This window comes from Enterococcus avium (assembly GCF_002891025.1).
Lineage (GTDB): Bacteria > Bacillota > Bacilli > Lactobacillales > Enterococcaceae > Enterococcus_A > Enterococcus_A avium.
Map to the genome: position 1 here is coordinate 1,749,864 of NZ_NBSL01000002.1, position 25,546 is coordinate 1,775,409.

Annotated in this window: 17 protein-coding genes and 1 other annotated feature; of the genes, 4 read left to right on the forward strand and 13 right to left on the reverse strand. The window is 41.5% G+C overall.

What is annotated here, in order from left to right:
- Positions 1-22: 22 nt before the first annotated feature.
- The 4 genes from AUF14_RS08930 to AUF14_RS08945 form a co-directional block, all read right to left on the reverse strand.
- Positions 23-3,202, reverse strand: coding sequence for a DEAD/DEAH box helicase (locus tag AUF14_RS08930; protein ID WP_049218988.1), 3,180 nt, complete (start codon positions 3,200-3,202; stop codon positions 23-25).
- Positions 3,203-6,325 carry an AAA family ATPase gene (locus tag AUF14_RS08935; protein WP_049218991.1) on the reverse strand — a complete coding sequence of 1,041 codons (3,123 nt, stop codon included), beginning with the start codon at positions 6,323-6,325 and terminating at the stop codon, positions 3,203-3,205. It lies immediately after the preceding gene.
- Positions 6,325-7,458, reverse strand: coding sequence for an exonuclease SbcCD subunit D (locus tag AUF14_RS08940; protein WP_049218993.1), 1,134 nt, complete (start codon positions 7,456-7,458; stop codon positions 6,325-6,327). The genes AUF14_RS08935 and AUF14_RS08940 overlap by 1 nt, the downstream gene beginning before the upstream one ends.
- Before the next feature lie 221 nt (positions 7,459-7,679).
- Positions 7,680-8,309 (reverse strand): lysophospholipid acyltransferase family protein, encoded by a 630-nt coding sequence (locus tag AUF14_RS08945; RefSeq protein WP_049218995.1) that lies wholly within the window; start codon positions 8,307-8,309, stop codon positions 7,680-7,682.
- 75 nt (positions 8,310-8,384) lie between these two features.
- Between AUF14_RS08945 and AUF14_RS08950 the strand changes: the two genes are divergently transcribed.
- Together AUF14_RS08950 and AUF14_RS08955 are read left to right on the forward strand one after the other, a co-directional pair.
- Positions 8,385-9,119, forward strand: a complete 735-nt coding sequence (locus AUF14_RS08950; RefSeq protein WP_049219004.1) for a tRNA1(Val) (adenine(37)-N6)-methyltransferase — start codon at positions 8,385-8,387, stop codon at positions 9,117-9,119.
- Positions 9,109-9,384, forward strand: coding sequence for a GIY-YIG nuclease family protein (locus AUF14_RS08955; protein WP_016181490.1), 276 nt, complete (start codon positions 9,109-9,111; stop codon positions 9,382-9,384). Before AUF14_RS08950 ends, AUF14_RS08955 begins: the two co-directional genes overlap by 11 nt.
- A 17-nt stretch (positions 9,385-9,401) precedes the next feature.
- On the opposite strand, the gene AUF14_RS08960 is transcribed toward AUF14_RS08955, so the two are convergent.
- The 5 genes from AUF14_RS08960 to hisS form a co-directional block, all read right to left on the reverse strand.
- Positions 9,402-10,847 (reverse strand): IS1182 family transposase, encoded by a 1,446-nt coding sequence (locus tag AUF14_RS08960; protein WP_016181586.1) that lies wholly within the window; start codon positions 10,845-10,847, stop codon positions 9,402-9,404.
- Between the two features lie 138 nt (positions 10,848-10,985).
- Complete coding sequence (locus AUF14_RS08965; protein WP_049218997.1) at positions 10,986-12,857, reverse strand: acyltransferase family protein; 1,872 nt, start codon at positions 12,855-12,857, stop codon at positions 10,986-10,988.
- Positions 12,858-13,175: 318 nt separating this feature from the next.
- Positions 13,176-14,054 (reverse strand): YitT family protein, encoded by an 879-nt coding sequence (locus AUF14_RS08970; RefSeq protein WP_034876875.1) that lies wholly within the window; start codon positions 14,052-14,054, stop codon positions 13,176-13,178.
- A gap of 155 nt (positions 14,055-14,209) precedes the next feature.
- Complete coding sequence (gene aspS, locus AUF14_RS08975; protein ID WP_048721097.1) at positions 14,210-15,982, reverse strand: aspartate--tRNA ligase; 1,773 nt, start codon at positions 15,980-15,982, stop codon at positions 14,210-14,212.
- A gap of 57 nt (positions 15,983-16,039) precedes the next feature.
- Entirely contained in the window at positions 16,040-17,338 is a 1,299-nt protein-coding gene (gene hisS, locus AUF14_RS08980; RefSeq protein WP_049221741.1) for a histidine--tRNA ligase, read from the reverse strand.
- A gap of 580 nt (positions 17,339-17,918) precedes the next feature.
- Positions 17,919-18,125, reverse strand: a binding site (T-box leader).
- Between the two features lie 240 nt (positions 18,126-18,365).
- Here hisS and AUF14_RS08985 point away from each other — a divergent pair.
- Complete coding sequence (locus tag AUF14_RS08985; protein ID WP_049219769.1) at positions 18,366-19,301, forward strand: aldo/keto reductase; 936 nt, start codon at positions 18,366-18,368, stop codon at positions 19,299-19,301.
- A gap of 25 nt (positions 19,302-19,326) precedes the next feature.
- Here AUF14_RS08985 and AUF14_RS08990 read toward each other — a convergent pair whose 3' ends face one another.
- From AUF14_RS08990 to AUF14_RS09000, 3 genes are all read right to left on the reverse strand, one after another.
- Entirely contained in the window at positions 19,327-20,298 is a 972-nt protein-coding gene (locus tag AUF14_RS08990) for a D-2-hydroxyacid dehydrogenase (RefSeq protein WP_102866009.1), read from the reverse strand.
- Between the two features lie 584 nt (positions 20,299-20,882).
- The gene (gene proS / locus AUF14_RS08995; RefSeq protein WP_048721089.1) at positions 20,883-22,322 is read right to left on the reverse strand and encodes a proline--tRNA ligase; all 1,440 of its coding nucleotides are present in this window, start codon (positions 22,320-22,322) and stop codon (positions 20,883-20,885) included.
- 319 nt (positions 22,323-22,641) lie between these two features.
- Positions 22,642-23,493, reverse strand: coding sequence for a DUF368 domain-containing protein (locus AUF14_RS09000; RefSeq protein WP_049219773.1), 852 nt, complete (start codon positions 23,491-23,493; stop codon positions 22,642-22,644).
- 289 nt (positions 23,494-23,782) lie between these two features.
- Between AUF14_RS09000 and mgrA the strand changes: the two genes are divergently transcribed.
- Positions 23,783-24,784, forward strand: coding sequence for an L-glyceraldehyde 3-phosphate reductase (gene mgrA, locus AUF14_RS09005; RefSeq protein ID WP_049219774.1), 1,002 nt, complete (start codon positions 23,783-23,785; stop codon positions 24,782-24,784).
- A gap of 46 nt (positions 24,785-24,830) precedes the next feature.
- Here mgrA and AUF14_RS09010 read toward each other — a convergent pair whose 3' ends face one another.
- On the reverse strand, positions 24,831-25,397 hold the full coding sequence (locus AUF14_RS09010) for an NAD(P)H-dependent oxidoreductase (protein ID WP_049219775.1): 567 nt from the start codon (positions 25,395-25,397) through the stop codon (positions 24,831-24,833).
- Positions 25,398-25,546: the final 149 nt, after the last annotated feature.

Here is a 25,546-nt window from a genome sequence, read left to right on the forward strand (position 1 = left end):
GCATACTTTTCTTTTTCTATTTCTATTCGCCTAAACTTAAAATCATGCGAATATCCTCTTCTGTAAGTTTATTGGTTTGCTCTTCATTGCCTTGGATGACTTTCTGGAACAGCTCGCGTTTTTCTTGCTGCAGCTGATTCATTCGTTCCTCGATCGTTCCTTCAGCGATCATGCGCCATACCTCGACGACCTTCTTCTGACCAATCCGGTGAGCACGTCCTGCCGCCTGCTCTTCGACTGCCGGATTCCACCATAGATCGTAGAGAATAACTGTATCCGCCCCAGTCAGGTTCAGACCGGTTCCTCCAGCTTTTAGCGAAATCAAGAAGACATCTTTTTCTCCTGCATTGAAGGCATCCACCATTTTTAGGCGATCAGAAACTTTAGTGCTGCCTCGCAAGTAGAAGCTAGTAATTCCTTCTTCCGCGAACTCCTCTTCAATGATTGAAAGCATACTAGTAAATTGTGAGAACAATAAGACTCGTCGACCATTTTCTTTCGCCACTTGAATCAGATCCTTGACTTGATCAAGTTTGCCAGAACCACCTTCGTACCCTTCCATAAACAAACGAGGATCATCACAGATCTGACGCAAGCGAGTTAAACCAGCTAAGATACTTACACGCTGTTTTCGGAATGTCGCTGAATCCATTTGGTCGACCTCTTGCTTCATTCGTTTTAAATAAGCAAGATAGACCGTCTTCTGCTCTTCCGTCAAACTGCTCAAGACATTTGATTCGATCCGCTCAGGCAATTCCTGCAAGACGGTATCTTTATCGCGTCTCAGAACAAACGGTTGAATCATCTTAGCAATTTCTGGAACAGCCATTTGACGGAAACGTCCGATCGGTGGGAAGAATCCTGGCATGATCGTTTGGAATAATGACCACAGCTCTTCCAGATTGTTCTCGATTGGCGTACCACTCAACGCGAAGCGATGCGGAATCGATAAGTTTCGCAAAGCGCTGGAAGTTTTCGTCGAGGCGTTTTTCACCATCTGGGCTTCATCAAGAATCATGTATTGATAACCCATCTTTTCATGGAGATCAATATCCTGACGCAGACTTGCATAAGACGTAATAACAATCTCTTCAGCCTCTTTAAGCAACTGCTCCCGTTCACTACGATTGCCTGAAATAACTGATGAACTTAAACTTGGCGCAAACTTCTTAATTTCCGCCTGCCAATTATAGACCAGACTCGCTGGCGTGACGATTACCACTTTGATTGGTTGCTGTGCTTTTTCCGCCAATAAGAAAGTGATTACCTGAATCGTTTTCCCCAGACCCATTTCATCAGCTAAAATTCCGCCAAAGCCATAATCGCTCAGCATTTTCAACCAGCGAAAACCTGACTCTTGGTAAGGCCGCAATGTGGCATTAAGATTCTCTGGCAAAGCCACTTGATAATCCTCTGGATGAGTCAAATCCTGCACCATCGCAGTAAAGCTTTCGCTGAACTGTGCCTGCGGATTATCCTTCAACCGCTGTTCTAGCATAATCCCTTGACTCTTCGGCAAGCGGATTAGCCCATCCTTCGCACTAATTCTTTCTCGCAGCTGACCGATCATTTCACTGGTTTGCTGGAAGGCCTCTGAATCAAAGGAGAGCACCTCGCCATTATCCAATGTGTAAAAGCGATCCTTCCGTAGCAAACTGTTCAAGACCTGGTCAATTTCATTATCATTGATTCCCGTCACATCAAACTTGATATCGAGCCATGACCCTTCTTGATCCACCTCGATTGTTGGTTGGAATTCTTCACCGTCTAAGAAGAGCTGACGCAGCTTCTTGCCCATACGCACTTCAGCATATCGTCTAAACTCTTCCACTTCGACTTTAAAGAAGTAATAAAGATTGTCTTTAATCGGTAATTTCTTTTCAAAGCCCGTATCGATTTTTTGATACCGGTACGTAGTAAAGAGATCCAAGATTTGTTTTTCCTTTTTACGATCTCTTAAAATCTCGACATTATTAGGCAGCTTGGGCTGATGCGCCTCATTGGTAGAGAAATAAGCGTTACCATAATGAAACTCAGCTTCCGCCTTTATCATTCCTTTTATTTTTCGGAAGATGACGACCGCACGCAACGGTTCCTCCTTCATGATCTCTGCCACATCATTGGTAACAATTACTCGACCAATTTTCCGTAAATATGGAAAAACGTCTGTAAATAATTGCGAAAGTTGTCGTTGCTCATATGCGATAACCGGTTCTTTCAGCCGCTTCATCAGCTGCTTCAGCGTAATGTAGGTTTCCTGCTGCTCATGAGTCATCAAATAATAGGAATTTTCAACGAAGCCTAAGAAATAATTACTATAATAATTGGTGAAGCCATCCTCGATGGTTAGACCAAAATCATTTTCTCCACGTTTTTCCAAAGTGAATGAAAGCGGCAACTCTTGTCCCTCATGCACTTCAGAATAGGTTTTTTCGCCTAGCTTAATACTTAAATTTCCAGTCTTTTCCATCGCTTCCAATAATTCTTGAATCCGATGAACCGGCAATAAAAGATAACGCTTGTCTAGTTTACCTTTGACCTGTAGACCAGCTTTCCCTAATAATTGATATGTTTCACTGACTCCCACTAAATCTTCAATCAAATCTCGACATTTTGGATCAAAGGCACCCGCCTCGATCTGGAATTTATATTGTTTGTTTACGGTATAGGCTGAATCGGTCTGATATGCGTGTAAAAAGTCATATAAGTTCTTCACGATATAGCTGCGTTTGTTCAAATGACTGCCGATACGCAGCGACACCGCCAAAACATCCAATTCTGGGTGATAAGGATTCGTTGGAACGGCCTCCACCACAAATTCAACAAATAAGGACTGCAAGGGCTCTGCTTCCTTTTCCAATCTTGAAAAGCCTTGATTTAACAAATCAGCAAAAGAAATACTGCTCTCCATTTTTTTCGGCAAGACAGTCTCTGGCTTGATTACCCGCGAAAGACCTTTTTCCCGTAAATATAATTCAACCGCTACTGTATGTTTGCAATAACCATGCTCTTCCCAATACGGGCAGGCACAAATATCATTTTCTTTTCCACTGCCATCTAAATCAACCAGATAAAGTTCACTGCCTAATACTTCACCATGCCAAACACGACGAGCCGGATCTGCCTCAACGGATAAGACCCGCCCCTCTTTTAAATACGTTCTGCCGCGTTCGATCACTTTTTCTGGAATACTCCATCTCATTTACGTTTCACTCCATCCTTCTAGCTGGTAACGAATACTGCTGCGTCCCGTTCCGCTAGTTTCCACAATAATTTGTTGTGGGATACGTTCTTTCAATTCTCGTACGTGACTGATAATGCCGATCATCCGTCCCGCATTTTCAATACTTTCCAAGGCTTCCATAGCCATCTCCAACGCTTCTTCATCCAATGATCCAAAGCCTTCATCAATGAACAAGGCTTCAATCGCAACGCCGCCAGCCTGACTCTGGATCACTTCCGCAAGTCCCAAAGCCAAGGATAACGCTGCGATAAAGCTTTCACCACCAGATAGAGTATGGGAGCTGCGTGTTGCTCCGGCATTATCGTCATAAACATTGATCTCAAGCCCCGTATTTCCTTTCGATCGACCGGTTTCCTGCTTTAACTCAAAGCGATAGCGCCCCTTGGTTAGCTGGTTCAGCTGTTGATTGGCACATTGCAGGACCTCGGCCAAATACCATTGCAGGACATACCGCTCTAAGCTGATTTTTTGCGGATTATCTCCGTTCATCGTTTGATAAAGCTGCAGCATTTGGCTTAATTCGTCCAATTGCTCCTTGCTTTGCGCTTGTAAATCCTCAATTTTCTCAATCAATGTTCGTTGTTGCTGCAGCTGACTTTCTTTGGCATAATGCTGCTGTTGGAATTGGGTAACTTCTGCTTCACAGCTTGTCACTAAGGTTTGCAGCTCATCCAGCTCAGGTTCCTCTTGATCCTTGATTACCTCTGCCAACCGTGATTGGCGATCTTTTAATAGTAAAACCTGTTGATCGAATTCTGTAATCTCTTGTTCTAAACTTAAAAGATCAATGGGCGCTGCTGCTAATTGTTCAATCGCTAAATCTGCATCTACCAATTGCTGTTGCAGCGACGTTTGAAATTTTTCTAGGTTCTCCGCCGTCTCTTGCTGTTGCTTAGCTAATAGCTTTTGATTTTCCTGCAGACGGATTCGCTGCTGCTCAAGTTCCTTCACTAAGACTTGGTGTGCCTGCAGGCGAGTGTGATACTCGTCTATCTTGCCCTGAATTTCAGCAATATGTGCCTCCAATGTCGGCAACTGCCACTCTTTGGTTTGCTCCTCAATACTGGACAATCTGCCCTCTAAGGTTTGCAGTTCACCCATCACAGCATTTAAACTAGTCTCGCTCTTAAGTTTTTTAGCTTGATCATTATCAATCTCTGCCTTCAGGTCAAGCAAGGCTTGTTTCGATTCGTTAATCTCAGCTAAACGTTCATCCGTTTCTTTTTGACGCTCCCTAAGAAATATCACAAGCTCCGATAAATCGGCTTCAACTTCCAGCTGGTAATAATCGGCAAAAGTGGCCTGAAGAGTATTGATTTGCTCTTCTTGCGCCTTTTGCGCCGCCGACCGATCCTCCTGTAATTGATCAAAGGTTTTTATTCCAACCTCATACTGAGCCTCTGCCTGTTCCCGAATCAACTCTAACTGCTTAATTCGCGCTTCCTGAGTTTCTAGCGCCACCTGTAATTGTCCCAAATTATCAGTGGTCAACTCAGCGTGCTGGGCTGGATTCGGATGCTCCTTTGAACCGCAAACAGGACAAGGTTCTCCCGGAAGCAAATCCATACTTAATCGGGCAATTTCCGCAGAAGCCCACTGACTTTTCAACTTCTTATAATCTGCCACTTCGCTTGTTAATTGATTGCTTGTACGACTGGCTTTTTCAACCAGTTGAGCCAGCTTTACCTGCTGGTCCTCTTCTTCCTCCTGTTGATCAAAAATCTCTTTGGCTGATTGCTGTAATTGTGTCACCGTCTGTTGAAACTGTAGTTCCTCATAGCGACGATCCTGCCACATTTTTTCCGTACTTTGTTTGGCCTCCAGCATTTTCAGTTTTTCTTCGTGGTCATTTATTTGTTGAACAATTTCTGTTAAGTGCTCCTGCTGTTTCGTCTGTTTATCTGTCAGTTCCGTTTTTTGTTTCATCAGCTGCTCTTTTTGCTTGACCAAAGGCAATAAAGCGTTCAAGCTTTGCAGCTGCTGCTCTTTTGTTTGCCACTCGGCACTTTGCTGCTCAAAATCAGTCGTTTGTTTTTGGCACTCACTATATTGCTGCTCTAGCTCAGCTGCACGTTGCTGATTCTCAGTTGCTTCATCGGTCTGCTGAATCTGCTGCTTTACCAACTCTTGGATGCGATCATAGGTTGGACGAATTTTCTCAAGTTCTCTCCCATGTGCCAATTGCTGTTTCTTTTCTTCCTGCTCTGGCAGATGCTCTTCGATTTTTAGAAGCTCGCGACGAGTTTGCTGCTCTTGCTTGAAGCTTTCAGAAAGCTCCTGTGCTCTTTGAAGCTGCTGTTGAAGGGCCTTTTGTTTAGCCTGTTTTTCCGCTAACTCCGTCTGACTTTTCAAAAGCTCTTGTTCTTCCAATAGTAAATACTCACGAGCAAGATTTAGCGACTCCTCATAAGTCACACCTTTTTCAGCAAGGACTTGTTGAAATGATTGATCAATACGAGTAGTCATTTCACTGACTGATTTCTCTAGCTCACACTTTTGAAGCTTCAAATTTTCTGTGAATTGGCGATAGAAACTAGTGCCGAACAAACTCCGCAGGACGGCTTCCTTCTCAGTACTATTCGCATTGAGGAACGTTCGAAACTCTCCCTGGGGCAGCATCACGATTTGGCGAAATTGATCCTTTTGCAGATTTAAAATCTGATAGATGACCTCGTTCACTGCATCCACCTTGGTATAGGTCTCAGCCTCTTGACCCTTATCATTAAAAATACTCAATTGAACCTTTTGATTTTTGGTCGTCTCGCCTTTGCCGTTTTTCTTGGCTAAGGTCTGCTTCGGCCAACGTTCAATAGAATACTTTCTTCCTTGGTGCTCGAAAATGAACTGCACCCGAGTTTCTTCAGTTGGCTCAGCAAAGGAGGAACGAATCTCGTTTGATGAACGAACACCGCCAGATGCATCGCCATATAAAGCAAAGGTGATCGCGTCAAAAATTGTGGTCTTACCAGCACCGGTTTTTCCGCTGATCAAAAATAATGGCGCCTCTGTCATTTCGTCAAAATCGACTTCTTCGTGAACAAACGGACCAAAGTTTTCCATAATGATTTTCTTTGGAAGCATTACTCCTCGCCTCCTTTTTTCAGGATCGTGTGTAAGCCTTCCTCGATCCATTTTTCCTGTTTAGCTGTCAGTTCATTCTGGGAAACCTCTGTAAAGAAATCCTTTGTTAGATTAACTGGAGATTTCTCTTTAATATTTTCCTTTTTCAGACGCTTCTCAACAGCTGTCTCAAAGCCATTCGCACGTTCTACCTGAATGATCCGAGGATAGGCCTGGCGCAGTTGGTTCATTAAATTGGGAATCACCGCTCGATCCTCTAATAGAATCGACAAATAGTCCTCCCGATTAATCATGGTGTAAAAAGCTGGGTCTAATAATTCAGCAAAACTAGCCTGCAGCTCTTGGATTTCATGAAGCGGTGTCAATGTCCGGAAGGAAAAGTCCATAGTATCTGTATCAACGATCCAAACACCTTTTGTTTGATCCTTTTCCGACAATGAGTATTTCAAAGGCGAGCCGCTGTAGCGAGCATTCGCCATTTTTAGCGCGTCCTTCCCATGGAGATGGCCCAACGCGACGTAATCAAAGCATTCGAGTAACTTTCCATTGATCCCATCAAGTCCGCCAACTTCGATCTTCGTTTCAGAGTCTGTTTTGCTGCTGCCAGCAACAAAAAAATGACTGACTAAAATGTGTTTTTTATCCCGATCAAAGCTTTCCTGCATTTTTTCGATTACTTTCGGCATTGCCTGTTGAATCGTACGAAGCTCCGAATCTTCAAAGTAGATGCGCGCGTCCACCGGTTCAAAATAAGGCAATAGATAAAATTGGCTATTTCCCATTTCCACCGAAGTAAAAGCTTCTTCTAAGCGAGTATGCAAATGAAACTGCGCTTGATTGAACCATGGTGACCCTGTTGCTAAGCGCGTCGCACTATCATGATTGCCCGAAATCGCCAGTAATGGGAACTGCTGCGTTAAATTCCAATCAGCGATCGTTTGATTTAATAACCGAACACTCGCCTCAGAAGGAACAGAACGATCATATAAATCTCCCGCGATTACGATGGCCTCTACGGCCTCTTCTTTTGCGATTTTTAATATTTGATCAAGAATATATGCTTGATCTGGCAACAAGTCATAGCCGTGCAGCTTTTTCCCGATATGCCAGTCCGCAGTATGCAAAACTTTCATTGATCCACCCTTTTCCTAATTAAGTCCTTCCCAAAAGTATAACACGATTCGCCATTTTTTTCCGCAAAGCAAGTGGATGTTGCTTCAGGAACGGTTTATTTCTCAACTTTTATAAGATAAAGAAAGATCCATGCGTTTTTTTCAAAATTTGAAATCAAACCAAAAAAAGATCCCAAGCCCGAAAATTGAGCTTGGAACCTTACTTTGTCGATAATCTGTAACTACTCGGTATTTTTTTCTTTGGCAACATATTTGAAATTCGGATCAATCTCCCGATCCAGCTGATCAAAGGCTCCTTGAACACGACGTTCAACCTCGGCCAATCCAGCTTTATCCATTTTCTTGATGTCAGAAAGATCAATCGGATCACCAAAACGAATAATGACGGGGGTCCGTTTAAACAGTTGAGAGAATTTTGTAGGTCCTTGATAAACAGAAGGGACGATCGGCTTTTTCGATAAACGAGAAATTAACGCCATTCCGCCTTTCAGCTCAGAAGAATGACGGGTTCCACTTGGAAACATGATCAAGCTCTTATCCGAGTCCTTCAGCATTTTGACTGGTCGCTTCACCACACTTGGTCCTGGTTTGTCGCGATCAACAGGGAAGGCATTTAAATGCACCAGAATGAATCGCAAAATCGGATTCTTGAACAGCTCGGCCTTTGCCAGAAAACTAAACTGTTTAGGCGATGCGCCCAGAGCCATATAAACAGGGTCCCACCAGGTTCGGTGCGGCGCCACAAGAATGTAATTTCCCTCTGGTAATTTGTCTTGATTTTGGTAGTGAGCATTGCCGTTGACGACCGCCAAGATCGTTCGAGCAATGACGCGAATAAATTTAAAAAACATGATTTCTTCCTTTCAGTTAACTAACTAAACGTAGTATAATACAACGGTATGATTTTTTTAAGGGGGCAAATGAAATTGTTAAGAAATGGCGAACGAATCGACCAGCTTTATGCTGAAGATATCCAAATCATCCAAAGCTCGGAGGTTTTCTCATTTTCCATTGATGCCGTTCTATTAGCGAACTTTGCTCGTGTGCCAAAACGCGGAAAAATCATTGATCTTTGTGCAGGAAATGGCGCGATTGGACTTTTTTTAAGTCGAAAAACCACTGCCCTGATTGACCAGATCGAGCTTCAACCTCGTCTTGCTGACATGGGCAAACGCAGTATTCTTTTAAATCAGCTGGAAAACCAAATGACGATGCACGAGCTGGACTTAAAAAAGACATTTGACGTTTTTAAAGCCGATTCTGCTGATTTAGTCGTCTGCAATCCGCCCTATTTCAAGGAATTGCCAACAAGTCAAAAAAATCCTAACCCGCATTTAGCGATTGCTCGTCATGAGATTCACGCGACTTTAGAGGATGTCGTCAGTGTCACTGCGAAATTACTAAAAATGAATGGCCGTTTCGCAATGGTACATCGACCGGATCGTTTTTTAGAAATCATGGACTGTCTTCGTGCACACCGGATCGCGCCGAAGCGAATCCAATTCGTTTACCCAAAACCAGAAAAAGAAGCCAATATTCTACTAATCGAAGGAATCAAAGACGGCAAAAACGAAGGTCTGCGTTTTCTTCCACCATTATATACCTATGACCAAACGGGCAGCTACTCTGCCGTCTTACAGGAGATGCTTTATGGCAACTGATCAATTCTTTTATGTTTTACTTTGCAATGACCAAAGCTTTTACGGCGGCTATACGACAGACCTATCCCGACGCCTATTGGAGCATAATACAGGCACTGGTGCAAAATATACCCACCCTCAGAGTCGCCGACCAGTCAAAATGATTCACGCCGAGCGCTTTGAAACCCGCAGCGAGGCCACTAAAGCGGAATCAGCTTTTAAAAAATTACCCCGCAGGCAAAAAGAAAAGTACTTGCGAGAGCATCAAGCAAAAAACGTTTTGTGAGTGACTCACAAAACGTTTCAGACTGTAGACAAAAGACGTCTCGAACTCGTAATTTGAGTTTGAGACGTCTTTTTATCTGATTTCTTTCGAAATTTTGAACAAAAAAATAAAGGCTCCTTGCCTTTCCATAGCCAGGTGGCTAATTTCTTTAAATTCATTGCAGCAAACACTAGCATCGTATGCGTCGCGACTTTTTCCAAGCCTCGATACTTGGTCCAACGCATCCCATGCTTTTCTTTTGCATCCGCAAATATTCGTTCAATCGTTTGTTTCCGTTTTTTGTAAATTGATTTATTCAGATCCGTTAGGCGAAGATGTTCCACTTCATCCATCAGATCTCCCCAAACATGTCTCGTGATGACTCGTTGATGATTTTTACTTTTGGTACATTGGTTTAGCAGAGGACAGTTCACACATTCTTTTGGATTGGATTTGTATTCTCGGTACCCTTCTCGATTAACCGTTGAAAAAGCGAGCATTTGATCTTGCGGACAAATGTAACAATCATAATACTCGTCATAGAGAAACTCGTTTTTTGATAATAACCCCTTTTTCCCTTTGGGCCTTGAATAAGGCAAACAAGGTCGAAGGTTCAAATGAGTCAAAAAGTGAACAAACTTAGGTGTCTTATACCCAGCATCAGCGACAACACAGTTGATTTCAGGAAAAAGTCTCTTCGATTGTTTGACGAGCTGAAAGGCGACTTGACTGTCATGAATATTTCCAGGAGTGATGATTGTGCTAAGAATAAATCCGTTGTCGTCGCATGAAGTATGGGCAGAATAAGCAAATTGTTTTTCTCGTTCGCCTTTGACGTAGTAGCCGCTTTCCGGATCAGCCTTACTTATTTTTCTTTCTTTCAGCTTCACTTCCTTTTCTAAGTCCAAAGTAAAAGGGCGTTTTCCGGCCTCTATTCGTTGACGATTGATCTCATCTTCTAATTCATCCTGATAGGCTTTCGCTTCATCATGGGTCATTTCTTTCGTAAACTTATGTTTATTGGCGTTAGCTTTGATGTGGGTAGAATCAAGATACAAATTATCCTCTGTTACAAAACCTGCTTTAACTGCTTGTTCTAAAATATAGGCAAAAATATCCTCAAACACCGTCGTTTCTCTAAATCGGCGGACATAATTCTTTCCAAAAGTTGAGAAATGGGGGATTTTCTCCTCGAAGGAATAGCCTAAAAACCAGCGGTAAGCGACATTGGTATCGACTTCCTTAATGGTTTGTCGCATGGAACGGATACCGAATAAATACTGAATAAACACCAATTTGATCAGAATCACTGGATCGATACTTGGGCGACCTAAATCGGAGTAAGTGGCTTCGACGATTGGATAAATAAATTCAAAATCAAGCGCGGCATCAATCTTTCGAACGAGATGATCTTGAGGAACTAGATCATCAATCGTAAGCATCGCAAATTGATTTCTACCATTCGTATTGTTTTTAGACATCATAACTATCACTCCTTGCATTCGTTTTCATAAATCTATTATAAAAGAAAAGACTGTAGACATCATCCATAAAATGGACTTTGTCTACAGTCTGAAACGTTTTGTGAGTGACTCACAAAACGTTTTTTTGTCTTTTTCAGTTTATTCGCCTTTTAGTATTTCCTTGGCGATCAATTGGCAGTAATGGATCGATCCAACATCATTCGGATGGACCTGGTCATCATAGAACCAATCTTGATGATCCTTACTGAAATTATACCAGTCAATCAAGTGAACATTCTTATAATCCTTGGCAGCGGCCTCTAGATTTGCATTCACATCATTCTGCCAACGACGCGTCGGCACATGAGTATTGATGATAAAGACTTGATGCTTGTCCCCTAGAACATTCATGATTTGAGCAAAGTCATCGAGATTGAAAGGACCATTTGTTCCTAAACTCAAGAGAATCGTATCATTTAGCTCGCCCTTATCCTTCAAGGCTTTCAACAGTGGCGGACTATCCTTCAATTGCCGTCCGACTTCACCATCAACAACCATTTTAGGAAATATCTCTGTTAGTCCTTTGGAGCCTGCTAATAAAACAGAATCTCCAAAAGCCGTCACTTTCAGATTTTTTGCCTTCGTTATCTCACGATTACTTAGACTATATTTATCAGCTAAACTGGTTGGTACTTCAGAACTATCTGTAGATTCTGCAGCTCCATTAGAATCGTTTGCGGCCGTCTCCCCGTCTGTTTTCTTGGAAGCCTGCTTATTTTGTTCGATTTGCTTTTGTAACGCTTGTTGATTGGCATCAACTTTATTGGTTGGTGCGATAATCACACCAACCACTGCGATTACAGTGATTAAGCTAGAAAAGATAAATCCGATTTTCCTGCGACTTTTGATTGGTGCCCAAAAAGATTGTTTTAGTGAGGCAAACGTCTTACGGTAATTGAACCGGCGCAGCGGATTTTCAATATATCGATAAGAAAGTTCAGTAACAAAAAGAATTAGAATGACTTCCATAATCGTATGAAGAAAGGTATGATTCGCTACATTAACCTTTGCTTCATAGAAAATCATTACTGGATATTGATACAAATAGATCCCATAACTCCGTTTACCGATCCAGTCAAAGACCGGATTCGTCAACCAACGGTTCCAGCTAGCACCTGGATGGGCAGTGATAGCAACTAATATGACGCTCACTAAACTGACTAAAAACATACCGCCATAATAGATAAAGGATAAATCATCCCGCATAAATAGGAATGCCAGAACAAGGAGCAACAACGAGCCTAACCCAATTCCATTCAGTATTCGCTTAGCCTGTGACGGAATCTGCGGCTTCAAGCGTGTACTTGGCCAAATAAAAGCCAACGCACCTCCTAGCAAGATAGAAAACAAGCGCGTGTCCGTTCCATAATAAACCCGTGTAGGATCTTGTCCCGGCACATACAGCACAGCCATTAAAATTGCGGAGACCAAAGCGGCCGCGACAATCCCAAGGAAAACTTTTCCCTTGTTCTTCACCAACTTCATCAATAAAACAAAGATGATGGGCCAAAAAATATAATTCTGTGTTTCAACTGCCAACGACCAAATATGCGTAAAGGGCGATTCACCAGAAAATCGATCAAAATAAGATATTCCGTGATTGATCTGCCACCAGTTGTTCACGTAGAACAAGCTGCTGATGACATTGCCCCGCAAGTTATTCAAAAGATTCCGTTGAAACAACGTTATGTACGCTGAAGCTCCCACAAGCATCGTGACTAGCGCCGGATATAGACGCTTCATACGCCGATAATAGAATTGCTTGATCTCGATACGACCAGTTTGCTTCCATTCCTGCAGCAGCAAATCCGTGATCAAATAACCTGAGACCACAAAAAAAACAGGAACCCCTAAGTATCCACCTCGCATTTGCGTAGGCAATAAATGATATAAAATTACGCCGATTACCGCTAACGAGCGAATTCCGTCAAACCCAGTAATATAGCGACTATGCTTTAATCTTTTTCCCATAAGTTTACTTTCCAACTTTACTATAGAATATCAAATTAACTATACGGATATTTTTCGTAAACTGCAACAATTTCTCCATAAAAAAAGTATTTCCTAAATATTTAAGTTTTTTTATTAAAATAATTCGATCAGAATGGCTTAATTCCTTTTATTTAGTTGGAATATTTTCATATACGTAGCCATTAAAAATAGAACTGACAACTAGCTCTCATTAAAAGAATCCTTTTTCTAAAAAACATCTAAAGTAGACTTTTCTTCTACCTTAGATGTTCATAATTATCCTATCAGTCCTATTTGTCAAAAAGCGACACTTAATCTTTAATCCATTGATTCTTCGTAAAAGCGCCCCATAATCCGTACGTTTTCCGAGATACTAACGAACGCATCGGGATCATTTTCCCGCATGATTGATTCTAATAATGGCAACTCAAAGCGGGTAACTACAGTAAACAGAACGGTTTGCTTATCATGCTTATACGCACCTTCAGCTTCATTAATGATAGTTATTCCACGACGCATATGATCCTGGATTGAATTAATCACACGTTCTGGACATTTGGTAACGATCATCACCTGCATCTTCCGCTGCTTCGTATAGAGCGCATCGGTCAACTTACCACTCATAAAAATAGCTAAAGCGGAATAAAACATGTATTGCCAGCTGAATAGAATCCCCGCCATCAGCATGATCATCACATTGAAAATGATAGAGATTGATCCAACCGAAGACCCTGTTCGCTTACGAATCACGATACTCAAAATGTCTAAGCCGCCAGAAGATAGACCATTCTTCAAAGCAAATCCGATCCCAACACCCATGATTGCTCCGCCAAAAATCGCACAGATAATTGGGTCCTTCGTCAATGTTGTCTGGGGAATAATGTGAATGAAGAACGATGTTAAAAAAACAGTAATGAAGGTAAAAATCGTAAACTTATGACCAATCTTGAACCATGCCAAGAAAAATAAGGGCACGTTGATCAAAAATAAGGTGATCGATACAGGCACGGTAAAACCGACAACCCGATCCGATAACGTTGTTAAAATTTGTGCAAAGCCGGTGGCTCCGCTGGAATAGATATGTCCTGGCTGGTAAAAAAAGTTTACGGCAATCGCCGCTAAAAATGCATAAACAACTGCGACAGATAATCGGGTGGCATAATCGTGATGGGGCCACTCCTCTATCTTCTTTTTCATCATGTCCTGTCCGCCTCATTTCAAAATTTCACTCACATTATACGTATTTTCATGAAAAAAAGAAAGCACCCACCATGGAGGTAGGCGCTTCTCTTAGTATATTCTTAGAGTTCGCGTAAAAACTTTAGAAAAGCAGCAAATTAATGTCGGCTACTTTACTCTTCGATTTTCGTGACATCGATACTTAATTCGTAAAGCTGTAATGGTGACACTGTGCTTGGTGCATCAGTCATTGGTTCTGCTGCTTTCCCATTTTTAGGAAAGGCAATGACTTCACGAATGTTGTCTTCATTTGCTAACAGCATCGCAAAGCGATCCAAGCCAAGTGCGATCCCACCAATTGGAGGGAAGCCATAATCTAATGCTTCCAACAAGAAGCCAAATTGTTCATTGGCACTTTCCCGAGTGAAGCCTAATGTTTCAAAGACTTGCTCTTGCAGTTCACGGGTATTGATACGTAGTGAGCCGCCACCTAATTCATAGCCGTTCAAGACGATATCATAGGCTTGTGCATAGACCTTCTCTGGATGCTCCTTCAAGTTTTCGATATCTTTTTCCATCGGCATCGTGAATGGATGGTGAGCAGAAACGTAGCGACCTAATTCTTGGTCAAATTCAAATTGCGGCCAATCCACTACCCACAGATAATCGAAACGGTCTTCATCAATCAGACCTAATTCTTTCCCAACTTTCGAACGAACCGCGCCTAAAGCTGTTACGGCTGTTAAGAATTGATCAGCCGCAAACATCAAGACATCGCCTGCTTCGGCATTTGTTGCTTTCTTCAACTCATCACTGACACCGCCCATGAATTTCGCGATCGGCCCAGTTAATTCGCCGTTCTCATCCACCTTGATCCAAGCCAAACCTTTAGCGCCGAATTGACCAACGAATTGACCTAAGCGATCCAATTCTTTACGAGAGTATTTATCCGCTGCGCCTTTTGCATTTAAAGCCTTTACGACACCGCCATTATCTGAAGCCATACGGAAGACTTTGAAATCTGTGGCAGAAGCGATATCGGTCACATCAATCAATTCCATATCAAAACGAGTGTCTGGTTTATCAGAACCATAGCGTTCCATCGCCTCATCCCAAGTGATTCGTGGGAATGGCAACGTCACTTCAACACCACGTACATCTTTCATGACTTGTGCGATCATCGCTTCAGTATAATCTTGGATTTCTTCTGCTGATAAAAAGCTTGTTTCAATATCGATCTGAGTAAATTCTGGCTGACGATCCCCGCGTAAATCTTCATCACGGAAACAACGCACGATTTGATAATAGCGATCAAAGCCAGCAGTCATCAATAATTGCTTCAAAATTTGCGGTGATTGCGGCAATGCATAAAAATGTCCCGGATGAACACGTGAAGGAACCAAGTAGTCACGAGCACCTTCTGGCGTAGATTTAGCCAAGTATGGCGTTTCAATATCTAAGAAGTCATTATCGTCCAAGAAACGACGAACTGATTGCGTCAAACGATGGCGCATCATCAAGTTTTGTGTCATCTTCGGACGACGTAAATCCATATAACGATATTTCAAACGCACTTCATCACTGATATTTTGTTCATCTTCAATTGAAAATGGTGGTGTTTTGGCACTATTTAGGATGACAATTTCTTCACCTTTGACTTCAAAATCACCGGTTGCCATTTTTTTGTTCACCGCACCAGCATCCCGACGAATGACTGTACCAGTGATTTCAACTACATATTCACTACGGCATTGATCCGCAATTTCCCAAGCAGATTTCGATTCTTCTGGGTTGAAGACCACCTGCACAATACCTTCACGGTCACGCAAATCAATAAAAATCAACCCGCCTAAATCACGACGTTTTTGTACCCATCCTTTTAATGTTACCTTTTGATCCATATACTCCTCGGACACTCGTCCACAATAGACTGTACGTCTAGCCATTTTTTCATTCCTCCATTTATTTAAGTAATCTTCCTTATTAGGTAAGATTTATTTCGATTAATCAAGTTTCGGCATAGTCATTTCATCATAGATCGCCGCAAAATCTTCATAGATATCCGTTAAAGGAAACGCCTTTTCTTCCCGTGTCGCTGAATCCTTCACATTGATTACCCCATTGGACAACTCATCCTCACCTAAAGTCAGGACCAGCTTTGCCCCTTCCTTATCTGCCGTTTTGAATTGAGCTTTCGCTTTACGTCTCATGAAGTCACGATCAGCAGAAAAACCAAAACCGCGAATCGCTTGAACAACTTTTAAGCTTTCCATATTTGTTGCTTCACCAAGACCAACAACATACGCATCCAGACTTGCTGCGCTTGGAATCATCACGTCTTCTTGTTCCAGCGTTAATAGAATTCGTTCAATTCCCATCGCAAATCCGATTCCAGGTGTCTCTGGTCCGCCCAACTCTTCTACCAAACCATCGTAACGTCCACCACCGCATATAGTTGTTTGTGCACCCATTCCAGGAGCATCGCTCATGATTTCAAAGATTGTATGATTGTAATAATCCAATCCTCGAACCATTCGGTGATCGATTTCGTAGGAAATATTTAAGTACTCCAAGGTTTTCGTAACCCCTTCGAAGTATTCCTTCGCGTAATCACTCAAATAATCCAAAATACTTGGTGCATCGGCCACGATTGGCTGATCCTTGCGATCCTTACTATCCAACACACGCAGTGGATTCTCATGCAAACGTCGACGTGAATCTTCGCTCAGCTCTTCTTCATGCGCTTCAAGATAGGTGATCAGAGCTTGACGATAATTTGTCCGTGTTTCCTTATCCCCCAGCGTATTGATCACAAGACGTAATTGATTGATTCCTAATTGTTTGAAGAAATCCATCGCCATCGCCATAACTTCGACATCCAAGCTTGGGTTTTCACTGCCAAAGGCCTCTACGCCGATCTGATGGAATTGGCGCAAACGACCTTTTTGCGGACGTTCGTAACGGAACATCGGTCCAGTGTAATAAACCTTGTAAGGCTTCTTGAATTCTGGTCCATACAATTTATTTTCGACATATGCACGCACGATCGGTGCCGTTCCTTCTGGGCGAAGGGTCACATGACGATCTCCTTTATCATGGAAATCATACATTTCCTTAGAAACGATATCGGTCGTATCACCGACACTGCGCGAAATCACTTCGTAATGTTCAAAAATGGGTGTCCGAATTTCTTGATATTGGTAATCATTAAATACTAACCGAGCTGTTTCTTCAACAAATTGCCATTTTTCACTTTCTCCCGGTAAAATATCATTGGTTCCTTTTGGTCGTTGATAACTCATGGTATATCTCCTTTTTCATATTAATGTATTTATTTTTCTTGCCAGAAAAATAAGTTCGATTTTCAAGCCGTATGACATTCCTCTAAACTTTTCCAACTTATTTTTTGTTAAATCTTCATTCTCTTTCCTAACTATAATTACTGGGAAAAGAGGAACTGAAATCCTTTTTCATATTAATGTATTTATTTTTCTTACCAGAAAAATAAGTTCGATTTTCAAGCCGTATGACATTCCTCTAAACTTCTCCAACTTATTCTTTGTTAAATCTTTATCCTCTTTCCTGACTATAATTACTGGGAAAAGAGGAACTGAAATCCTTTTTCATATTAATGTATTTAATTAGTTAATAAGACTGTTCTACAAATTATTCTCCATTTGATATTAAGCATATGATCGGCAGCTAGCTCAACATCGTGGAAATCATTTTTCCAAAAAGCGAAAAAATGAACCTATCTTCGTACGCATATCATTCCGCTAAACAACACGATCAATCATTCCATTTAAAATAGTGAACATGTATCGATCTTTTACACTGCGAAAAGCGGAACTGACAACTGACAAAAAAACCCTTGCTCGAATGAACAAGGGCGAAAATATCGCGGTACCACCTATTTTTAAAAAGAGCTTCACTCTTTTTCTCTAGCAATTAACGCTTGCGTAACGGAGCGGCTTTGCACGCGCTCATCTCCAGACTGTCTTTCAATTACTTTTCACGAAATTGCTTTCAGCCAAGGCAATTTTTTCTGTACGTTTTTTCGTAATTTACTGGTTCCTTCTTAGATGTTTCATTGATGTTTTTATCTCTTCTTAAGCTACTAAAAAAAGACTTGAAAGTCAAGTGATTTCCGGTGATAAAAAAGAAGTTGCCGCTTTTCCCATGATAGTTACTAGACTGAAAAATATACGCTACTTTCAAGCTTGGTAGCAAATAAAATAGATTAATCGCTTTTTTTAAAACTTTATCTTAAACTTGAAGAAGAAGAGCCATTGGAATTCTCCAGTGGTAAGAAAAAGGAGCGAATGCGATATGTCAGATGTACGAATTGGAAAATCACGCGTTTACGCAAGCGATTTAGGTCTAGGAACAAATGCTGTCGGCGGACACAATATTCATCCAAACTTAAACGACGAAACTGGAAAAGATGTGATCCGAACAGCCATTAATAATGGAATTACAGTCTTAGATACGGCTTTTGCTTATGGCTATGGTCGTTCAGAAGAGTTGATCGGTGAAGTCTTACAGGAGCCAGAATTTGACCGCTCACGCATTATTATTGCGACAAAAGCCGCACATGATCCAGAGAATAATTATCAATTCAACAACTCACCAGAATTTCTGCGAAAATCTGTAGAAGAAGCTCTCCAAAGACTACAAACAACTTATATCGATATTTTTTACATTCATTTTCCAGATGAAGCAACACCAAAAAATGAAGCCATCGCTGCGCTGCATCAGCTGAAAGAAGAAGGAAAAATCCGTGCGATTGGTGTTTCAAACTTCTCATTAGAACAATTAAAAGAAGCCAACCAAGACGGTTATGTCGATATTGTTGAGGAACGCTATAGCTTGATTCATCGTGAACTTGAGGAAGAGCTTTTCCCTTATCTGAAAGAAAAGAGAATCAGCTTTGTTCCATACTTTCCTCTAGCTTCCGGCTTATTGACTGGAAAATATCAAAAAGAAGATCGTTTTGAGGAATCCGACCCAAGAAGCAAACGTCCTGACTTCAATGGCAAACGATTCACTGAGATCATCGAAAAAGTAGATCAATTAAAACCAATCGCTAAAGCCTACGATGCGACTGTGGCACAATTGGTTCTTGCTTGGTATATGAAGCATCCACAAATCGATGTCGTCATCCCTGGCGCAAAACGTCCAGAACAAGTATCGGCAAATGCCAAAGCGGTCGATATCCGATTATCCACTGAAGACTACGACAAAATAGATCAACTATTTAAATAGAAGAAACAGAGCATGATATTATCCGTCATGCTCTTTTATTTACCACATTTTTCTCTTTCCCAGCTAGAAAAGCAGCGAAATTATCCACCGCAATAGCCATCAGGCGTTCCCGCGTTTCTAGCGGACGCCACGCAATATGCGGAGTGATGAAACAGTTCTTAGCGGTCAGTAATGGATTGTCTCTCTTCATCGGCTCGCTTGAGACCACATCGACACCTGCCGCAAATATTTTTCCTTCATTTAAAGCCTCAGCAACCGCTGCTTCGTCTAATAGTCCGCCGCGAGCTGTGTTCAACAAAATAACGCCATCCTTCATCTTCGCGATACTTTCTTGGTTAATCATTTCTTGAGTCTCTGCCGTTTGCGGTACGTGAAGACTGATGATGTCTGACTGCTGATAAAGCTCCTCCATAGAAACCTGCTGCGCCCATTCAGCCTGAGCTTCTTTTGGACGGTGATTCCAATAGATGACCTTCATATTAAACGCATGAGCAATTACCGCTGTCGCTTGAGCAATTTCTCCGTAGCCTATCAGACCCAACGTCTTGCCCTGAAGCTCCATCAAAGGCGTTTTCTGATACGTGAAGTCAACACTCTCTTGCCATTCTCCCTGATGTACAGAAACATTATGGACACCTACTTGGTTGGCAATCTCTAATAAAAGGGCAAAAGTAAATTGCGCCACCGCATCCGTTCCATAAGCTGGAATATTCGTTACTGGTATATTCCGCTGTTCACCGGCTTCAATATCCACCACATTGTAGCCAGTCGCGATGACTCCAATGTATTTCAATTGAGGAACGGCTGCCAAAATCTCCTCATCGATCGGTGTTTTATTTGTCAATATCGCTTCCGCATCACCGATTCGCTCAATAATTTCACTTTTATCCGTAAAAGAAGTGCGCTCATAAACAGTCACTTCACCGAATTCTTCAAAACCTTGCCAGCTTAAATCGCCAGGATTTAACGCATAGCCATCTAGTACAACAATTTTCATCATTGGCCTCCTCTGTCTATTATTTCATTCAACAATAGCATTGATTCCAACTAGCTGCAAACAGGCTTCGGACACGTTGACATTCTACCCACAAAAAAAGTGATTAAAAGATAGTCGCTTCCATCTCCTAATCACTTTCAATCGTTAGATAGTATTCGATTCTAATAAGCTTTTCTATCAATATTGGGTCCAGATAATTTAATAGCACGTCCAACATTGAGCGACTGCGAAAAGTTAGACTGATAGCTAGCTCACAAGTAAAGAAGTCTTTTTTCCAAAAACCGGAAAAAAGACTTTATCTTCGTATGCATACGATTCTGCTAAACCTTTCTATTTAACTATTCCCCAAAACCTTTATGTAGTTTTCTCTTTGAAAACACTGCGAAAAGCAGAACTGGCAAAAACAAGCCTGAGCCGATCAAATGTCTTTGATCGCCTCAGGCTCTAAGAATATAACCGCACAGATCAACCTTTTTGGGAAACCAAATTCCCGACCGTCCTGCTTACTGGTGGCTGATTGATTTAACAGTAATTGCAAAAACTCATTTTATATAAAAAGTGATTCTGTTGCGGACTTCCTCAAATTAGTATGCGCGAGCAATCCAAACGGTATGCTTCGCAGGTTTTCCACTAACGATGTCGACTGTTTTTTCAACAGGCGGGTTAAATGGAATATTTCGCGTCGTGAAGCCAGTTTCTTCTTTGATCTTAGCTTCTGTTTCTTCGGTACCGTCCCATCCGATCAAGACAAAGCCTGGAACTTCGCCAGCTTCTTTTGATTTTTCGATATGGGCCTTCAATTCATCTAATGTGTCGATGTCAGTGTGCTCGTTTTCGGTGTAACGTTTTTGCGCACTTTCGAATAAACGTTCTTGCATGACATCTAATTGTTCTACAATATAATCTTCAATACCGTCTAATGAAACGGATTCCTTATCATCTAAGTCACGCATTTTGATAACGGCTTGATTATTTTCTAGATCACGTGGGCCAAATTCGACACGTAATGCTGCACCCTTCAATTCCCACTCGTTGAATTTGTAACCTGGTGTATTATCCGTAGTATCAATACGAACACGTAAACCTTTTGCTGCTAAGGCTACTTTTAATTCCTTCAAGCGATCTAAGATTTCTGGGTTCTTTTGCCAAGGTCCAACTGGTACTAAAATAACTTGTGTTGGTGCAACCTTTGGTGGTAATACTAATCCTTGTTCGTCACCGTGAACCATAATCAATGATCCAATCAAACGTGTCGAAATCCCCCAAGAAGTTGTATACACGAATTCGTGCTCATTGTTGCGGTTTAAAAATTTAATATCAAAGGCTTCCGCAAAGTTTTGACCAAGGTAATGAGACGTTCCTGCTTGGACGGCTTTCCCGTCACGCATCATTGCCTCTACAGAATAAGTATCTACAGCACCAGCAAAACGTTCAGATGGTGTTTTTTGTCCACGGTAAACAGGAATTGCTAACGTATTTTCGATCAAGGTTGCATAGGCTTCTAACACACCCATTGTACGCTCACGTGCATTTTCTTCTGATTCATGAGCCGTATGTCCTTCTTGCCATAAGAATTCTGATGTACGCAAGAATGGCATGGTCTTTTTCTCCCAGCGGAAGACATTTGCCCATTGATTGATTTCGTAAGGAAGATCACGGTAAGAATTAATCCAATTCGAGAATGCATCTCCGATCAAGGTTTCAGATGTCGGACGTAACGCGTATGGTTCTTCCAATTCTTCATCGCCTACTTTTGTTAACCAAGGCAACTCAGGGGCGAAGCCTTCTACGTGCTCTTCTTCTTTTTCCAAGAAATGTTTAGGAATCAGCATTGGGAAATAAACATTACGAATATCTTGGGTTTTTAGGTATTTGTTAAAGTCCTCTTGAATATGTTCCCATAATTCCCAACCATCAGCTTTAAAGATGATACAGCCACGAACAGGTGAATAATCCATCAAGTCAGCTTTTTGAATTGTTTGTAAATACCATTTAGAAAAATCTTCTTTTTGTAAGTTTGTCATTCATGCATCCTCCTAGAAAATAAAAATAAAAAAACCGTTCCATCCCTACATAATTGTAAGGACGAAACGGATAATTTCGCGGTACCACCTTGCTTGGTCAAAACTTGTTGACCCAACTTTCAGCTCCAATAACGCTAGAGTCGCGTGCTGCTTTCACAGCAATCAACTTTGGTAGGTTCATAAATTCCAGAGGGCGTGTTGATCTTTCAGACGGTGAATCAACTCTCTGCTGCCGATAAAATTTATTACTATTCCAAATGCTTAACACTATATTAAAGACTTCTCATCAAAAATGCAAGCCCTAAATTCAAATTTTTTTCTAATCTTCTGGAACGTAACGTTCTTCCAGTCGGCTCATCCACCATCCTAAAGCAGCACCTAAAATACATAAAACCGCGCAACCAAGGAATCCAAGGATGCCGATTCCGCTATAATCAGTCGGCACAATCATAACGGTCGAAGCAAAAACAATTCCTAAAATAAAATGATACATCGGTGCATAAAAATGGCTGAACACCCAGTCCATTACTTTAGATAAGCTTAAAACCGTAACCAATCCACCGATTCCGATCGGGATAATTACACCCATATCCACCGTTTTGAAGCCATCAGCCATCGATTTATACATACCCATATAAACCAAAAAATTTGAAGGGCTTAGTCCCGGAACGATCAGACCTAATCCAATCAATGCCCCCGCGATCATCCAAGTAAAGAAGTTTTGATCCACAGTTCCAAACAAGCTGGAACCCTTCCACAAGAATAAGAAACCAACCACAAAACTAACGACGATAATTATATAATCTTTGGTATCTCGACCTTTTTTTCCCGCTTCTTTCCATAACGCAGGAACCGTTCCAATAATACAGCCAACGAAGAACCATAGCATGATCGTTTCAAATTCGCCAAGTAAAAAGCTGACAGCAAAGGATAACACGAAAACTCCGGCTAATCCGCCCAGCCCAACAGGAATAAAGAACAAAACATTTTCTTTAAAGTTCTTAGTAATGTGGGCTAAAAAAGAAATAATTCGTTCATAAATACCAAATACTGCTGCCAACGCCCCGCCGCTGACACCCGGTAAAATAAATCCAGAGCCGATGAACATCCCTTTGATGAAGCGTAAAAACCAGTCGCTTTTATTCGGCTGTGTAACTTTTTCGTTTTCCATAAAAAAATAATCCTCATCTTTCTTTTATATCTTAGCCAGTGTAACGATAAAAAGAAACTGACGCAAGTCCAACTCAGGGAGTTCGAGTGAAAACTTAAAGAAACTTTTGAGAATTTGATGAATTTCTTATAATCACCTAATAAATCATAAAAAGATCATCACTTTTATAAAAAATTTTTTTCTGTCTCACTTATAATCAGCTCTCTTTCTTTACAATCGTTGAAAAAAGCGGATAATCAGAAGTAAGCGTTTTAAAGAACGTGAAAATTTGTTTCTTAGGAGGTCAATTATGTATTTAGCAAATGAACAACGCTATGAGAAAATGGATTATCGACGTTTAGGAAAATCCGGTTTGAAACTTCCCGCGATTTCTTTAGGCTTGTGGCATAATTTTGGCGATGTTGACACTTTGGACAATCAGCGGGCCATTGTTCGAGCCGCCTTCGATCATGGAATTACTCACTTCGATTTAGCAAATAATTATGGGCCACCTGCAGGTTCGGCAGAAATCAATTTCGGACGAATCTTGAAGGAAGACCTGTTTCCATATCGTGATGAGCTAATCATCTCTTCAAAAGCCGGCTATTATATGTGGCCGGGACCTTATGGTGAATGGGGTTCCCGAAAGTCCATCATCGCCAGCTGTGAGCAGAGCTTGAAGCGTATGGGACTTGATTATGTAGACATTTTCTATTCTCACCGACCAGATCCTGACACGCCTTTAGAAGAAACCGCGCTGGCATTAGATCAGCTAGTTCGTCAGGGGAAAACCTTATATGTTGGGGTTTCAAATTATTCCGCGGAACAAACAGCTGAAATCAGCAAGATTTTCCAAGAACTAAGAACACCTTTTATCATTCATCAACCACGATACAATATGTTCGACCGTTGGATCGAAGATGGATTGACCGATGTTTTAGCAGAGGAAGGAATAGGTACGATCACCTTCAGTCCCTTGGCGCAAGGCCTGTTGACAAATCGCTATTTACACGGTATTCCCGAAGATTCCCGCGCGCATCGTTCAGATAGTCCTTTCTTAACAGAAGACAACGTTCAATCTACCATAGAGGTGGTTAAACAACTAAATGACATTGCTGAAAAACGCGGGCAGACATTGGCAGAAATGGCCTTAGCCTGGAACTTGCGTCAACCGACCGTTACGAGTGTCTTGATTGGCGCGTCACGCGTCAGTCAATTAGAAGATAACCTGAAAGCCTTAGATCATTTAGACTTTAGTAAAGAAGAACTGACTCAAGTTGACGCTATATTAGCCAAACTAACTAAAAAATAAAAAAACTTCGAGGCTTTTCTGACATAGAGAGAGCCTCGAAGTTTCTTTATAATTTCTCGTAAACCGAATCTAAATATTCGATTCGTTCTTCCTCAGTAGTATTTTTAACAGCTCCTAGATGGTACCAGGAAATATTACGCATGCCGATATCTTCTAATGTCGTCGTCAACTGATGCTTATAACTGCGGGTACACCGCTGCTCTAAGCTGACCGTTGGCTGATCAGAGGTAGTAAAAACGACCACCGAATCAACCGATAAAAGCGGCTGAATCCCATTTCCACCATCAAAAAAAGCGAATTCATTTAACAGCACCTTATCAAGAAAGCCCTTTAAACTTGCGGGTGAGCTATACCACCAAATCGGAAAGATCAGAACCAGCTGAGTGGTTACCTTCAACAAATTCATATAATGCAAAACCAATGGATCTAAAACCGAACCGCTTTGATAAACTGCCAACTCTTCTTCCTTCATGACTGGATCAAAGCCGTCCTTATTTAAATCGATCACCTGATAGATTTTCTGATCTTGCTCCAACCCAGCGATCAGCTTGTTCAAGACAGCATGATTAAAGCTTTCCTTCCAGGGATGATCAATAATCAATGTTGTTGTCATTTCGCACTCCTCTTTACCCTTTTTATCAAAAATAGCACAAAATCATTGCATTCTGATTTCAGTTTGATTTCAAACTAGCTAAGATCATGATAAAGTTAAGTTATATTTCTGAAAAGATCCTAATTTATTTGTTCATCCACTACCTTCAG